The following is a 16207-nucleotide window of genomic DNA, read 5'->3' as shown; positions in this document are numbered from 1 at the left end:
CGCCGATGGTAGTGTGGGGTTTCCCCATGTGAGAGTAGGGCATCGCCAAGCGCCAAATTAGAGAGAGCCGATATCAGAGATGATATCGGCTTTTTTGTGTCTAAAATTTATGAGTTCAGATAACGACTGTATCGAGTTAAGAAGTCAGTGCATCGAATATAATGATGAGTTACGATGCCAGACAATAAAAAACCAGCCTGCGGCTGGTTTTATTGTTTAACCTTATCGTGATTATATAGGCTTACAATGATTAAGCGTGCTCTTTTACACTCTTATAGGCCCATAAAAGCCAAGGTAATAGTAATTCAACATTGGCTGCCTCAACAGTTGCACCGCACCATATACGTAAGCCTGATGGGGCGTCTTTATATGAATTGATGTCATAGGCGACTTGCTGCTCAGCGAGTAACTTACCAAACATTTTCAATTGCTTGTCATTCAATGATAAACGTAAACATACGCTGGTATTAGAGCGATATTCAATTTTATCCGCAAGGAAATCAATCCAGTCATGTTGGCTAACAAAATTGCTTAAGATTGCTAAGTTATTCTCAGAACGAGCAATTGCCGCTTCAACGCCACCAATTTCAGTTATCCAATCTAACGCATCTAAATAATCTGCGACGCATAACATCGATGGGGTATTGATCGTTGCGCCAGTAAAGATGCCATCAATTAACTTACCATTTTGTGTTAACCGGAAAATTTTCGGTAGTGGCCAAGGCGGTGTATATGATTCTAAACGTGCCACTGCAGCAGGACTGAGGATAATCATGCCATGAGCACCTTCTCCACCTAATACTTTTTGCCAGCTAAAGGTTGTTACATCTAGCTTATCCCAATCCATTGGCATAGCAAACATAGCAGATGTTGCATCACAGACAGTTAAACCAGAACGCTGCGCGCTTATCCAGTCAGCGTTTTCCACCTTTACACCTGATGTGGTGCCATTCCAGGTAAAAACGATATCATGATCTGGATTCGTGAGAGACAGATCAGGTAATTGACCATAATCTGCTGTTAATGGATTAACGTCACTAAGCTGTAGTTGATTTTTAATATCACTGAACCAACCTTTACCAAATGATTCCCAGTAGCAAACATCGACGGGTCTTTCACCGAGCAGCGACCACAACATCATCTCCATCGCACCTGTATCTGAAGCTGGTACGATACCGACCTTGTAATCAGAAGGGATCTTTAACAAATATTTTGTTTGTTCAATGGCTTGCTGTAGTGCTGCTTTACCTATGTCAGATCGGTGTGAACGACCAAGTGTGGTAATGTCGAGTTGCGTTAGCTCATAACCAGGACGTTTACTACAAGGTCCTGATGAAAAGTTAGGGTTGTGAGGTTTATTTGTTGGGATCATTAGTTATTCCTTTACTAAAGTGCTATCCATTTTCAACGATTATAGCAATCGCGTTGTCATCAATGAAGTATTTAAACCGGTGATATTTTATCGTCTTTTTAATTACCGCTAGGGTTTGCTATTCACGGCAAATAAACGTATTTTCAACACAGTTTAAATATATAGGAATTGAACATCATGGCTAAAGGCTTAGACAAACATCAACATAGAAAAGATGAATTAAGTGCATTCGGTAAAAATCTAGCTCGACGTGCGCGTTCGCACTGTGAGACATGCGATGCATCAGGCGTAAAACTGAATATTTTCGAAGTTGCGCCAGTACCGACAACCCCTGATTTTGATGATTGTATTCTCATCTGTGATACTTGCAGTGAACAGCTTAATAACCCTAAGCGTATTGATGCTGACCATTGGCGTTGCTTAAATAAATCAATGTGGTCTGAAGTTGCTATTGTACAAGTTACAGCGATCCGTATGTTGCGAGTTCTTGCTGAAAAACATGATTGGGCTGCAGATTTGAATGAAATGGCTTATTTAGAGCCTGAAGTGGAAGAGCGTATTAACAAGGCATAATAAATCTGTTGGTATACGCGGTGAAGTCGTTTGGGTATCTGGATAATTAATGCTATTCTGCGGCTCCATTTTTGTATTGTAGTTTATTTCTGCTATTAAATAAGAGGTCTTTGATGAGCCAAAGTTGTGATGTGATTGTAATTGGTGCTGGTGCAGCTGGATTAATGTGTGCAGCAAGTGCTGGTTACCGAGGTCGCTCTGTATTGGTTCTCGATAATGCCAAGAAAGCGGGTCGTAAAGTTCTTATTAGTGGCGGTGGACGTTGTAATTTTACTAATAATGATCTTTCGACAAGTGCATTCATTTGTTCTAATCCGCACTTTGTTAAATCTGCATTAAGCCGTTATACCGCTTGGAACTTTATTGATCTGGTTGAGCGTCATGGAATTGCTTATCATGAACGTGAGCATGGCCAATTATTCTGTGATGATTCAGCAAAAGATATTGTTGATATGCTACATACGGAATGTGATTGGGCCGGAGTGAAGATCCAATTACGTACTGAAATCCTGTCTATTGAAAAAGCCGATGATGGTCGTTATCATTTACAAACCAGCCAAGGTGCGTTGAATTGTGCATCACTAGTCGTTGCTACTGGTGGTCTATCTATGCCAAAGCTTGGTGCTACACCTTATGGTTATAAGATCGCAGAGCAGTTTGGCTTGCAAGTCAATGCCACTAAAGCGGGCTTGGTTCCTTTTACATTGCAGCAACATGATAAAGACAAATATGCTGATCTATCAGGCGTGAGTTTACCGGCGCGTATTACCACTGAATCAGGTGTGAGTTTTAAAGAAGCGTTGTTGTTTACCCATCGTGGCCTTTCTGGTCCGTCAGTATTGCAGGTGTCATCTTATTGGAACCCTGGTGAAGCGGTTAGTATCAATTTATTACCTGATTCCGAGATAACTGAAACATTAGCTGCTATGACCGCATCGAGTCCCAACCAAGCGCTGAAAACAGCGTTAGCACGTGTATTACCAAAACGTTTAGTTGAGATATTTTACGCTGATGAATTATTACCTGAGTGCACACTTAAGCAATTACAGCATAAAGATCTTAATGATATCTCAACGTTGTTACATAACTGGCAAGTCAAACCGAACGGTACGGAAGGCTATCGTACCGCAGAGGTGACGCTCGGTGGTGTTGATACTAACGAGTTATCATCGAAAACGATGGAAGCGAAAAAAGCCCCAGGTCTATACTTTATTGGTGAGGTGATGGATGTAAGTGGTTGGTTAGGCGGATATAACTTCCAGTGGGCTTGGTCTTCTGGCTGGAGCTGTGGTCAGTTTGTCTAACTTAAAAGATTGATAATAAAATAACCTTCACGAGCAAAACGGAAATGAGGCTGTAGAGATAAATTAGCTGCAGTATTTTCCGTTTTTGGTATCCATTTATCTATCGATCTAGTTAAACGAACTGCACGATGCTCGTATTTATTCTATTGCGATGGCATTACTTTGGGTTAACGCCGTGGTGAATAATTTAACCTGAGTAAAGTTCGTCTCCGCTGCTAATTGTTTGGCTTTTTCCAATGTGGGATAGCTAATACCATCAAAATCGAGCTGTAGCCATTGCTGCTTGTTTTTTACCAATAAACTTTGCCATTGGTGTTGTTGCGTTTTACTTATCTGTAGTGGTGCTTGTACTTGTGCTATACGGCTAATAAATTTATATCGATTTAAGTCATTTTCAAAGATTAATAATACACAGCCGTCTCCTTCACACCAGTCGAGCATGACGAGCAAATCTTGGCGGCCGTTACCATTTAAGTCATATTCACTAAACCAATATTTGGTATTGTCTGTATTGGTTTTATGCATGGCAAAATAGCGCTTGATGGCATTGTTGATTGCAAGTGTACTTGTTGTCGGGGATATGACGTCTTGAGCCTGAAATACTTGCGTTAGCGTATTAAGGTTAGCGCTGCTAAATGATTCTGCTTCAACCTCATCGGTCATCCTATCGAGCGTTAATAGTGCGCCATTAAAACTATATTTCTGATTATTTCGCCATTGTTGGCTTGCTTGCAGTCTGACGCCATCACGTCGGAAGTGATAGATAACGTTGGCTTTATTATCTTGATGTTGGGTGAGCAATAATTTTAACCCTGATGAACCATAGAGGTGCCAGAATCCGCTACTTGTCTGTACTTTGCCATTGCTATATTGGTATTTCACATTGGCTTGTTGATATTTACCAAGTTCTAATTCAATGGTGAGATTGTTATTTTTGTAACGATAATTACCTAACCAAGCCTGTGTATCATCATGCTGATTTGGGTATTTACCACAGCCTGTTATTTGTTTGCCCTTTAAATATAGCTTGGTTTCATACTGCCAATAATTATTACTGCTATCGATACAACCGCTGCCAGTGAAAGACAGCTCTAGTTGTTCACCTTCGCTATTTTCGGTTTCAACGAATGCGCGTAAACCTTTGATAATAACACTTCTTTTAATGGCCCATTTACTATTTAAATCTTTGATTATGAATGTAAACTGGTTCTCTTGAGCATACCCTGTCCAATCTGGTTGTGAACCGCTTATCTCAAATTTTGGCAGCGTACTCTGCGGTCTACAGCTCGCCTTTTTCTGGCCGGACAAATAATGTAGCTCTTCAACACTGGTAATTGCACGCTGATGAAGTGGGTTGAGTGATTGGTTTATTTGACCTTCAAATTCAATATAGGCGGTTGGCTGATCTAAGCGTTTGATTTGAGTGAGGAGATGCTCATTAAGTCGCAGGTTGAATATTTTATCTGAGTGGCATAAACGCATAGTGCGTTGCTGCGGTGTTATCGTCACTATGCCGCTGAAATTGTAATATTTCGCTGGCACGATAGAGATATTTTCTCGTGTATTTACATCTGGTGTTGATGATTTAATGACAAGCGTCGTATCGGGTAGTTGTTTACTACTAGCGATAGAATAAGGACTGTCACTGACGATTGGTTGGTGCTGTTGTTGAGCACAACCTGTGATTAGAAAGAGGCAGAAATAGGTCATAACTCGAAGCATAATTCATCCTTGATATCGAGAGAGATTGAAACGTTGTGAATTAGTTACCGCGAAATCCTTTTCGAGTAACTAATTCATTATTATGCGTTTGCTCTTGAGTAACTACAATATATTTTTTTCTATATAGTGGGCAACGCCATCTTCAGCTGAACTGCCGATCATTTCAAAATGGGGAAGCGCTGCTTTAAGCATGTCTGAAGCATTTCCCATTATTAACCCTTTATCAACCGCTTGCAGCATTTCGATATCATTCATACCATCACCAAATGCGATAGTTTCTGCCATTGTGAAGCCTTTAATTTTGAGTACTTCAGTCAATGCGAGAGCCTTGTTGACATTAATGTCCATGACTTCTAGGCATTCTGGTAATGAGAATGACACATTAAGTTGGGCGCTGTGCTGTGCGTTAATTTGTGCAGCTAAGATAACGAGATCTTCGTGTGGACCACAGAAAAAGAATTTGGCGATACCTGCTTTTTCTAATGTGGTGAGATCAGTCACTTGATAGCTAAATGTAGAGTCTTGACTAAAGCTGAGGATCTCAGGGTTTGGCTTGTCGACAAACCATTCGTTATCACGGTAAATATTGGTTTGAATTGTCTCAGGTAACACAATCTCTGTGATCGTTTGTGCGATCTCAATAGGCACATTTTTACTGTAGATCAAGTCACCTTTATTGTTGTGAACTCGAGCTCCGTTTGAGGTGATGAGATAAACTTCAGCATCAATCGTTTTTCTAATTGCTTCAACATCGACGTTATGTCGACCGGTAGCAATGATGAATTTTTTACCCTGTTTAAGTAACTTGTGAATGGTTACTTTGGTCTGTTCTGAGACAATATGTGCAGGTGTCAGTAACGTACCATCTAAATCAGAAACGATAACTTTATACATCTTAACCTCAATATTTACTGCGTGTATCTAGCGTAGTGCTTGTCGTGAAACTGTCCGTAGTATGTACTCAATATTTGGCAAAGTAATTCAATGCCACTGTGAGTGCTGGGATCCTAAAAATATCCGTTTCTAAGAATAATTCATGTGCAGCGCCAGGGATTAAAACAGGCTCAGCGGGTTGATGCTGATTATGTTCATGGCTTAATGCGCGGCAAAATTGTTGCTGTGCTTCGGCAAGTACAACTTCATCGCCACCTGCTTGCAAGACTAACGTGGGGGTTTTGATATCTCCAGCGTATTGGATTGCGCGGCGACAGGCTTTAATACTTTGTTGCAGCCAGTTAATTGTTGGACCACCTAATTGCGTTTGTGGATAAAAACCATAGCTACGACGGAAAATATCAAAACGCAGTGGGCTATGCGTTAGTTGGTTATTTTCAAACGGTGAATGGACAAAATCCCCTTTACCGGGAGCATAAAATGATTCGGTATGGATGATCTTGTTCACTACCTGCATCGCACGGCTATAAACATTCGCAATAGGGCGTGGTATTTGGCCGAAATTAATCCCAAACATAGGGGATGCAAGTACTGCAGCATCAAAGTCATGGTGGTAGCTTTGCAAGTATAAACTGCCAATTGCGCCTCCCATCGAATGACACAATAAATACTGCTTACTGTGTTGGGTAGGGCTAATGACTTTATCGATAAATAATTTTAAATCGGTGACGTAATCACGAAAATGTTCTACATGGCCTTTATGTAGATTTTTTAATAATCTATCTGACATACCTTGGCCACGATGATCTAAGCAATATACCGAGTAGCCTTGCTGGCAAAGGTCATAAATGAGTTCGCGAAACTTCTGATAAGACTCTGAGCGCCCCCCTAACAATACTATCGCTGGACCGGTTGCATTGGTCACTGCTGATGCATAACGTAGCGTTACATTATCAACACCTTGCAGCGTGTTTTCGATAATTGTTGCATCCCAAAATTGTGCTATTTCATCATGATATCTATCTGCGAGTTGTGATTCAGTCGTTAAATTATATGGATTATCAAATTCGACACATGGGTATTTGCTGGACATGGTTGCAGGAGCTTCTTGTTAATTTTATTGGTGAACATCTATCACTAGACTACCATAATTTAATGAATAAAATGGTGACTTAACTAGCTGTAAATATGTTTAGCATCAAAAAATAACCGTGCGATTGCAGTACTTATCGCTTATTTTATTGTGAACAGAGGCTAAGTAGCGTTAAAAATAGCGAATGAGTACTCATTTAAGTTGGCGATTATCGAAAGCTAAACTAGTCTTGTTTCATTGATAATCGGAAATTTTTGACACTATATCTCGACAATCAAAGGGGTTGCCAATGAAACGTACTCGACTCAAGAAAAAACTTAACTCACTACGACGAACTCGTTGCCACTGGTGTCAAATTACAGAAAAGCTAAAACCGATAGAGACAACTTACAGTACCTTGTTGCAAAGGCGCTAATACCTTAACGTGCAACTAAAAAAGGCGCTTATGATAAGCGCCTTTTTGTTATTTTTAATTTACCGCATTGAGTTATGGGTAAATTAAAGAATGTAGCGGCTTAGATCTTCATCTTCCACTAATTCATTGAGGTATTTACCAACGTAATCACCGTCAACAAGTAGGTTTTCACCATCCTTTTCTGATGCATCGAATGAAATTTCTTCCATTAAGCGTTCCATTACTGTGTGTAAACGACGAGCACCGATGTTTTCAGTTTTTTCGTTAACGTTCCAAGCGGCATTGGCAATGGCATCGATACCAGCTTGAGTAAAGTCGACGTTCACGCCTTCCGTTTTCAGCATCGCAACGTATTGTTCTGTTAGTGACGCTTTTGGTTCTGTAAGAATACGGACAAAATCTTCTGATCTTAGCGCATCTAATTCAACGCGAATTGGTAAACGACCTTGTAGTTCAGGGATCAGGTCAGACGGTTTTGCAACTTGGAAAGCACCTGATGCGATGAATAAGATGTGGTCTGTTTTCACCATACCGTGTTTAGTTGTTACCGTTGAGCCTTCGATAAGCGGTAGCAAATCACGCTGCACGCCTTCGCGTGATACGTCACCGCCAGTTGAATCGCTGCGCTTACAGATCTTATCAATTTCATCGAGGAAGACGATGCCGTTGTTTTCGACTGCGAAAATCGCTTTTTCTTTTAATTCTTCAGGGTTAACCAGTTTTGCAGCTTCGTCTTCAACAAGCTGTTTTAATGCATCTTTGACTTTCATCTTACGGGCTTTAGTTGTAGAGCCGCCAGATAGGTTTTGGAACATGCCTTGTAATTGATTGGTCATTTCTTCCATACCAGGAGGCGCCATTATTTCTACGCCTACTTGCGGTGCAGCAAGTTCGATATCAATCTCTTTATCAGCTAATTTACCTTCGCGTAATTTTTTACGGAAGATTTGACGTGTATTGTCATTACTGGCTTTTTCTTCTTCGCCCCAGTTGTTACGTGGGTTAGGAAGTAGGGCATCAAGTACACGATCTTCTGCATTTTCTTCAGCACGAACGTGGTATTTCTTCATTTCTTGTTCACGAGTCAGTTTTACTGCAACATCGGTTAAATCTTTGATGATTTGCTCGACTTCTTTACCTACATAACCAATTTCAGTAAATTTAGTTGCTTCAACTTTGATAAATGGGGCGTTAGCTAATTTGGCTAAACGACGTGCTATCTCCGTTTTACCGACACCCGTTGGACCGATCATCAAAATATTTTTTGGTGATACTTCTTGACGAAGTTCTTGGTCTAGCTGCATGCGGCGCCAGCGGTTACGTAGGGCGATTGCCACTGCGCGTTTGGCATTTTGTTGACCGATAATATGGCGGTCTAATTCAGAAACGATTTCTCTTGGTGTCATTGAAGACATAATAAGCGTCCTTTAATTCGGTAAAATTTAGTAATCGATAGTTTCAACTGTTTGGAAACCGTTGGTGAATACACAGATATTACCTGCAATAGTCAGGGATTTTTTAGCGATTTCTTCAGCGTCTAGCTCGGTATTTTCTAATAATGCCATGGCTGATGCCTGAGCGAAATTACCACCAGAACCGATAGCGATAAGGTCATTTTCAGGTTGCACTACATCGCCATTACCGGTGATGATAAACGAACTGTTTTTATCTGCTACAGCCAATAAGGCTTCTAGATTACGTAGCACTTTATCGGAACGCCAATCTTTCGCAAGCTCTACAGCCGCACGCTCTAGGTTACCTTGGTGAGCTTGTAATTTTGCTTCAAAACGTTCAATAAGGGTAAATGCGTCAGCGGTGCCACCGGCAAAACCAGCGATAACTTGGCCATTGTATAAACGGCGTACTTTTCTTGCGTTGCCTTTCATTACCGTGTTGCCAAGAGAAACTTGTCCGTCTCCGGCCATTACGACTTTGCCTTCACGGCGTACAGATACAATAGTAGTCACGATAAACTCCATTCTAATAAATTCGAGTGCCACTGGGTCGAAATGAGTGGTACTACATTATGCTAGGTAAAAAAAACGCCTCATATGATATGAAGCGTTTCATTACAATATACCAACTAAGGTGGGTATATTTATTTAGTTTTTCAAGGTTTCCACTGCCAAATTTCACAAGTTGTGACGCCTGCGCGTTTAATTTGGTGGCGTTCTTTTTCTGCTGTTCGTTTACGCTCGTAAGGACCTAAAACGACACGATACCAATTACCAGTATGGCGAACGTTAGCTGTATAACCTTGGAAGGCTATCGTTGCTTTCATCGCCTCTGCTTGTGATTGTTGACGGAATGAACCACATTGCATTTGATAACGAATACCCGTGTCTTGTTGTGGCGGTATTTCGACAATGACTTCTTTATCTTGTAAGTCTTGTGGATACTGCCACACTTCCTTTGGCTTTTCGGGTAATGGTTTTACCGTTAGCTTTTTCGGTTGTGCTTTTTTAACAGGCTCTGGCTGCGTTTCTTCTGCGGTGCCACTGACTTGCGCTAAAAAATAGCCAAGGCCAACAGCAAGCAATAAAAACACTAAGATTGCCAACACTGGGCGTTTCTTTTTCGCCGGAGGTGCCTTTTTAGCTCCCCGCTTTGTTCTCGGCTTCGGGGCGTGCCCCGCGTAATCCTTACGAGCCATAATTTACATACGTTCCAATGTTTCAATGCCCAGTAAATCTAGACCCTGTTTAAGTGTTTTAGCTGTTAATTTAGCCAGTTTAAGACGGCTTAATTTAATTGCTTCATCTTCTGTGCTTAAGATTGGGCAAGCTTCATAGAAACTAGAGAACACGCCAGCCAGTTCAAACAGGTAAGTACATAATGTGTTTGGTGTCGCGCGTTTTGCTACTTGGTGAACGATCTCGTTAAACTGGATTAATTTACCAGCTAACTCTTGCTCTTTATCTTCGTTCAACTGTACTTTTGCAGTTGCTAGTTTAGCGACTGTTTCAGCATCTACCTTGTTGAAGATACTGCCAACACGTGTGCAAGCATAAAGTAGGTAAGGGGCTGTATTACCTTCAAAGCTTAACATTGAGTCGAAGTTGAAGATGTAATCGCTGCTACGGTTCTTAGATAAATCTGCGTATTTAACCGATGAGATACCAACAACGCGTGCGATGTGTTTTAGTTCTTCTTCTGTTAGCGTCGGGTTTTTCGCTTTAACAAGCGTGTAAGCGCGTTCTTCTGCTTCGATAAGTAAATCGACAAGTTTTACTGTGCCGCCTGAACGGGTTTTGAATGGACGACCATCTTCACCATTCATGGTACCAAAACCAAGGTGTTCAAGTGATGTTTCTGGTTTGACGAAACCTGCTTTTTGAACGACAGAGAATACTTGTTGGAAATGCAGAGCTTGGCGTTGATCAACAAAGTACATGATGCGGTTTGCATTCAGTTTTTGTTGACGGAAGCGCATCGCGGCAAGATCTGTTGTCGCGTAAAGGAAACCACCACCATTTTTTTGGATGATGACTGGTAACGGGTCGCCGTCTTTATTCTTGAATTCATCTAAGAATACGCATTTAGCGCCGTTTGATTCTGTTAATAATTCTTGTGCTTCAAGTTCAGCAACAATGTTATGTAGGTCGCTGTTATAGAAACTTTCACCACGCACGTCTTCACGCGTTAATTTTACGTTTAGACGTTTGTAGATTTCATGACAGTGTGCAAGTGACACGTCATTGAATTCTTGCCATAGTTTGTTGCAGTCTTCATCGCCGGATTGCAGCATTACAACCATTTCACGTGCGCGAGTGGCAAAATCTTCAGATTCGTCAAAACGGCCTTTTGCTGCACGGTAGAATACTTCTAGATCAGAAAGCTGCATGCTGATTTCAGCGTTTTCAGCACGTTTTTCTTCCATGTACGCTAGTAGCATACCGAACTGAGTACCCCAATCGCCTACGTGGTTTTGACGAATAACGTTATGGCCAAGTAGTTCAAGTGTACGTGCTACTGAATCACCAATGATTGATGAACGTAAGTGACCTACGTGCATTTCTTTCGCTAGATTTGGCGATGATAAATCAACAACGACATTGTCTGGTGTTATGGCTTTTTGTACTGATAAATTGTCGTCTTCAAGTGCAATGTCAATCTGTTGCGCTAACCAGTTTTGGTTTAGGAAGATGTTGATAAAACCTGGGCCGGCGATTTCAGTACGACTAACTAAGTCTGATTCTGGCAGGTTATCAATGATTAACTGGGCTAACTCACGCGGATTCTTTTTCGCTGGTTTTGCCATCATCATTGCTAAATTCGTTGCTAAATCACCATGAGCCTTGTCGCGGGTACGATCTACTGCGATGCGTGGTTGTGCATCTGCAGGAATGATTTGTTGTTCTTTTAAGATCGTAACGGTTTGCTCGAGTAGCTGTATAATATGCTCTTTCATGGATTCTCTTCGCTAGCAATGATGAAAAATAGATCCAACATTTTAGCGTGATTAGGGCCATTTGACTAGCTAATCAACGGATAAATGCCGATATCCTTACAACATTTCAGTTGGATCCACATCTAACGACCAACGGGCTTTACGTGCAGACTTTAATGCTTCAATTTTGGGCATTATTTGGCGTAATAAATGAGTGATATGCTGACGTTGCGGGCTTTGCAGTAAAAGCTGTAAACGATACTTTCCTGCGCGTTTCTCCATTGGTGCAGGCATAGGGCCTAAACAAAGCAGTTGTGGGTTGTGATTATATTCTTGCACCAGTTGTTTTATGTCGACTAAAAAAGCGTTGGCTTCACTGAACTGGTGTGCTTCTGATCGGAATAAAGCCTGGAAGCTATAAGGCGGTAAACTCGCCATCGAACGCGCATGTAATGCGGTTTGAGCAAAGTGGCTATAGCCATTATTGATCAAATCTTGGATCAGCTCGTGTTCAGGGTGGTGGGTTTGAATCGCAACTTCACCTTGTTTAGCTGCTCGGCCTGCGCGACCTGATACTTGTACAAACAATTGCGCGAGCTTTTCTGGCGCACGAAAGTCGCTGCTGAACAGGGCGCTATCGACATCAATCAAGCCAACTAAAGTAACGTCGGGGAAGTGATGCCCTTTGGCTAACATCTGAGTGCCAATCAAAATACGGAACTCACGTTTGCGTACTGCTTCTAATGCTTTTTCTAAACTGCCTTTACGGCTGGTACTATCTCGATCAATACGGATAATCGGGTATTGCGGAAAATGTTCGGTAAGCATGGCCTCGAGTTGCTCGGTACCAAAACCTGCAGTGATGATCTCGTTGGAATCGCAGCTTGGGCAGCGACGTGGTTTTGGAAACTGTTCATCGCAATGATGACAGTGCAATATATTACGAGACTGATGGTAAGTGTAATAAGTATTACAGCGCTGACACTCTGCCATTGAACCACAGGTATGACACATGACCGCGGGCGCATAGCCTCGGCGATTTAGAAACAGCAGAACTTGATTTCCCGCTGCTAAGTGCGTTGCCATTAACGCGATAAATTCAGTCGACAACCCTGAGTTTAAAGACTGATTCTTAATATCGATCAGGTGATGAATTGGCATCTGGGCATTACCCGCGCGTTGAGTCAGCTGCAAGTGACGATATTTACCTGTCTTGGCATTGTGCAGGGTTTCTAGTGCTGGTGTTGCAGAACCTAGTACCACGGCAATATTATTACGATGCGCTCTGACAATCGCCAGATCGCGGGCGTGATAACGGAATGTTTCTTGTTGCTTCAGTGACCCGTCATGCTCTTCATCAATAATTATCACGCCTAAATCATGCATCGGAGTAAAAATGGCAGATCGCGTACCAATGACGATACCTGCCACACCAGCTTGCGCCTCTAACCAAGCTTCGCGACGTTCTGCGTCATTTAGACCTGAATGTAGGGCTACAATGGGTACATTGAAACGGCGTTTGAAGCGTGAAATGGTTTGTGGCGTAAGACCAATCTCGGGCACGATGACTAACGCTTGTTTACCTGTTTTTAATACTTTTTCGATCACATTTAAATAAACTTCAGTCTTTCCACTGCCTGTCACACCATCGAGTAGGTAAGTGGCAAAATGGTTGATATCAATGGCGGCAATCGTGATCGCTTGTTCGGTGTTAAGTGAGGGGCGATTGTCACTGACAACCAAGTTTTGACGCCAATGTTGGGCATCGTTATCTTGGATCTCAATATACTCTTGGCTGATTAGGCCTTTATCTTGCAGTGCCTTGATGGTCGTTGATTTTATATTAGCTAATTTTAAATGTGACTGCGTTAACCCTGTTTCTGCCAGTAATTTGATGGTCTGTAACTGCGCAGGGGTTAACCGGTTTAACTCCGGCATTGTTAATTGGTGAGCGTTATCGGTTAATTGCCAAAAAGTGTAACTGTTTAATTTAGCGGATTCTAATTTACGTAATAAAACCGGCAATGCTTGTGCAATGACTTCACCTATTGGGTAATGGTAATAGTCGGCGCACCAATTAAAAAAGGCCAACATGTCTGTTGATAAAATAGCATTCTCATCAAGTACATTGATAATGGACTTGAGTTTTGCCAGTGGAAACTCACTGTCGTTTTTAGTTGCCAGGGCAATGCCAATGAGTTGCTTATTCATAAAAGGCACACAGATACGCATACCTGGTTCGATGTGAATATCATCTGAATAGATATAATCAAAGCTTCTGCTTAAATGTACTGGAACGGCAACGGCGACAACGGGCATGAACTCAACTCTCTTTTACGACTTAAATCGGTATTTCAGTAAACAGTTTACGGCGGTTAACTGGGTAATGTCTTGATATTTTCTATTTAATGTTCTAAATGCAGTTTATTTATGCATCAGCTATTGATATTAGGGGGTAAGATCCTATATTATTCGCAGCCTAAAAATTCTATAACTTTATGTGGTGTCTGGCAGTGTTTCAGATGGCGACATAACCTAAATTGAGGTTTCTATGAAACAAGGTATCCACCCAGAGTACTCAGCTATTGAAGCTAAATGTTCATGCGGTAACGTTTTCACTATGGGTTCTACTCGTGGCAAAAATATCACTCTAGACGTATGTTCAAACTGTCACCCATTCTACACTGGTAAGCAACGTACTGTTGATACTGGCGGTCGTGTTGACAAATTCAACAAGCGTTTTGGCGCTCTTTCTGCAAAATAATAATTGTATTTATACAATTTATTGCAGTGAGTCAAAAAGGTACCTTAGGGTGCCTTTTTTTATACCTAGAAAATAATTTGAAACATTTATAAAACTTAAATTTAACCTCATTAATTTCATTTCTATAAAAATCTTCTTCTAAAATTAGCAAAACATATAAAAATAAACACTTCGTACCAGTGCAAAGGTAGAATAAACAACTTAAATTAATGTAGAATCATGCCAACAATATTATTAACCGGTTTAGCTCAGTGTAAAACAAAAGTGAGCTGTGTTAAATTAAAGTTAAATATTTGGCGTTACATTCGATTATTAGTTAATTCCCCAACGTTGTTTCTCACTGCTTGTTATTCTTGAACTAAGACGGTGAGTTATGTGCATTCATTTCATTCAGGATACTGCGTATGTCAGACCTTAGACAGCAAGCATTGGATTACCATGCGAACCCAAAACCAGGCAAAATTGCTATTCAACTTACTACATCTGCAGAAACAGCCGATGATCTTTCGCTAGCATATAGCCCAGGTGTCGCTGAACCAGTGCGTGAAATCGCTGCTAATCCTGATGATGCTTATAAATATACAGCTAAAGGTAACTTAGTTGCTGTTATCACTAACGGTACCGCTATTTTAGGCCTAGGTAATTTAGGTCCATTAGCGTCAAAACCAGTCATGGAAGGTAAAGCGCTATTGTTTAAACGCTTTGCTGATATTGATTCAATTGATATTGAAGTTAAACACCGCACGACAGAAGAATTTATCGATACGGTAGCTAATATTGCTGATACATTCGGCGGCATTAACTTAGAAGATATTAAAGCACCAGAGTGTTTTGAGATTGAAAAAGCCTTGATTGCGCGTTGTAAGATCCCGGTATTTCATGATGATCAACACGGTACTGCTATTGTAACAGCAGCTGGCATGATTAATGCGCTCGATATCCAAGGTAAAGACATTGCTGAAGCTGTGATTGTTTGTATGGGGGCTGGCGCAGCGGCAATCGCTTGTATGGAATTATTAATTTCATGTGGCGCGCAGCGTGAAAAAATCTACATGTTAGATCGTAAAGGTGTTATCCACACTCGTCGTGATGATATTAACGAATACAAACAGCGTTTTGCTAACAACACTGATAAACGCACGCTACAAGATGCGATTAATGGTGCAGATGTATTTGTTGGCGTATCTGGTCCTAATGTATTGTCTGCTGAAGATGTGAAATTAATGGCTGATAACCCAATTATCTTTGCTTGTTCAAACCCTGATCCAGAAATAAAACCTGAATTAGCACATGGTGCACGTCAAGATCTTATCATGGCAACGGGTCGTTCTGATTATCCAAACCAAGTGAATAACGTGTTGTGCTTTCCGTTCATTTTCCGTGGTGCATTAGACGCGCGTGCTAGTGTGATCAATGAAGCGATGAAAGTGGCAGCTGTACATGCCATTCGTGAAATTGCGAAAGAAGAAGTACCGCAATCAGTACTGGCTGCATCTGGCACTACGTCGTTAGTATTTGGTAAGGAATATATTATTCCTAAGCCAATGGATCCACGCTTATTACCACGTGTTGCACGTGCGGTTGCGCTCGCCGCAGTTGAAACGGGTGTATCACGTATTGAGTTACCAGAAAATTACATGCTGTAAATTTACTCGGTAACGCGATCAAATAATTCTATTT

At 41.3% G+C, this 16207-nt stretch carries 13 protein-coding genes; 4 read left to right on the top strand and 9 right to left on the bottom strand.

From position 1 onward, the window contains the following. Positions 1–250: 250 nt before the first annotated feature. Positions 251–1372, bottom strand: a complete 1122-nt coding sequence (locus tag JFU56_RS21660; RefSeq protein ID WP_198439295.1) for a phosphoserine transaminase — start codon at positions 1370–1372, stop codon at positions 251–253. Positions 1373–1549: 177 nt separating this feature from the next. Between JFU56_RS21660 and JFU56_RS21655 the strand changes: the two genes are divergently transcribed. Next, positions 1550–1945 carry a phnA protein gene (locus JFU56_RS21655; RefSeq protein WP_198439294.1) on the top strand — a complete coding sequence of 132 codons (396 nt, stop codon included), beginning with the start codon at positions 1550–1552 and terminating at the stop codon, positions 1943–1945. A 113-nt stretch (positions 1946–2058) separates the two neighbouring features. Next, positions 2059–3249, top strand: a complete 1191-nt coding sequence (locus tag JFU56_RS21650; protein WP_198439293.1) for an NAD(P)/FAD-dependent oxidoreductase — start codon at positions 2059–2061, stop codon at positions 3247–3249. Positions 3250–3387: 138 nt separating this feature from the next. On the opposite strand, the gene JFU56_RS21645 is transcribed toward JFU56_RS21650, so the two are convergent. The 8 genes from JFU56_RS21645 to priA all read right to left on the bottom strand — a co-directional run bounded on the left by JFU56_RS21645 (position 3388) and on the right by priA (position 14082). After that, a complete protein-coding gene (locus JFU56_RS21645; RefSeq protein WP_198439292.1) occupies positions 3388–4971 on the bottom strand; it encodes a hypothetical protein in 1584 nt (527 codons plus the stop codon). Positions 4972–5073: 102 nt separating this feature from the next. Continuing rightward, the gene (locus JFU56_RS21640; RefSeq protein ID WP_198439291.1) at positions 5074–5865 is read right to left on the bottom strand and encodes a Cof-type HAD-IIB family hydrolase; all 792 of its coding nucleotides are present in this window, start codon (positions 5863–5865) and stop codon (positions 5074–5076) included. Positions 5866–5932: 67 nt separating this feature from the next. Then, complete coding sequence (locus JFU56_RS21635) at positions 5933–6958, bottom strand: alpha/beta fold hydrolase (protein WP_198439290.1); 1026 nt, start codon at positions 6956–6958, stop codon at positions 5933–5935. A 498-nt stretch (positions 6959–7456) separates the two neighbouring features. Further along, positions 7457–8788, bottom strand: coding sequence for an ATP-dependent protease ATPase subunit HslU (hslU, locus tag JFU56_RS21630; protein WP_198439289.1), 1332 nt, complete (start codon positions 8786–8788; stop codon positions 7457–7459). 27 nt (positions 8789–8815) lie between these two features. After that, positions 8816–9340, bottom strand: coding sequence for an ATP-dependent protease subunit HslV (gene hslV, locus JFU56_RS21625; protein ID WP_017223566.1), 525 nt, complete (start codon positions 9338–9340; stop codon positions 8816–8818). A gap of 143 nt (positions 9341–9483) precedes the next feature. Beyond that, positions 9484–10026: an SPOR domain-containing protein gene (locus JFU56_RS21620; protein ID WP_198439288.1), complete on the bottom strand. Its 543-nt coding sequence runs from the start codon at positions 10024–10026 to the stop codon at positions 9484–9486. 3 nt (positions 10027–10029) lie between these two features. Continuing rightward, the gene (gene argS, locus JFU56_RS21615) at positions 10030–11784 is read right to left on the bottom strand and encodes an arginine--tRNA ligase (RefSeq protein ID WP_198439287.1); all 1755 of its coding nucleotides are present in this window, start codon (positions 11782–11784) and stop codon (positions 10030–10032) included. A gap of 96 nt (positions 11785–11880) precedes the next feature. Continuing rightward, the gene (priA, locus tag JFU56_RS21610; protein WP_198439286.1) at positions 11881–14082 is read right to left on the bottom strand and encodes a primosomal protein N'; all 2202 of its coding nucleotides are present in this window, start codon (positions 14080–14082) and stop codon (positions 11881–11883) included. A gap of 232 nt (positions 14083–14314) precedes the next feature. Between priA and rpmE the strand changes: the two genes are divergently transcribed. Next, positions 14315–14527 (top strand): 50S ribosomal protein L31, encoded by a 213-nt coding sequence (gene rpmE / locus JFU56_RS21605; RefSeq protein ID WP_198439285.1) that lies wholly within the window; start codon positions 14315–14317, stop codon positions 14525–14527. A 404-nt stretch (positions 14528–14931) separates the two neighbouring features. Continuing rightward, a complete protein-coding gene (locus tag JFU56_RS21600; RefSeq protein ID WP_198439284.1) occupies positions 14932–16173 on the top strand; it encodes a malic enzyme-like NAD(P)-binding protein in 1242 nt (413 codons plus the stop codon). Positions 16174–16207 lie beyond the last annotated feature (34 nt).

The organism is Moritella sp. F3, assembly GCF_015082335.1.
Taxonomy (GTDB): Bacteria; Pseudomonadota; Gammaproteobacteria; order Enterobacterales; family Moritellaceae; genus Moritella.
The sequence above is the reverse complement of the archived record's forward strand: the minus strand, read 5'-3'. Positions and strand labels throughout refer to the sequence as shown.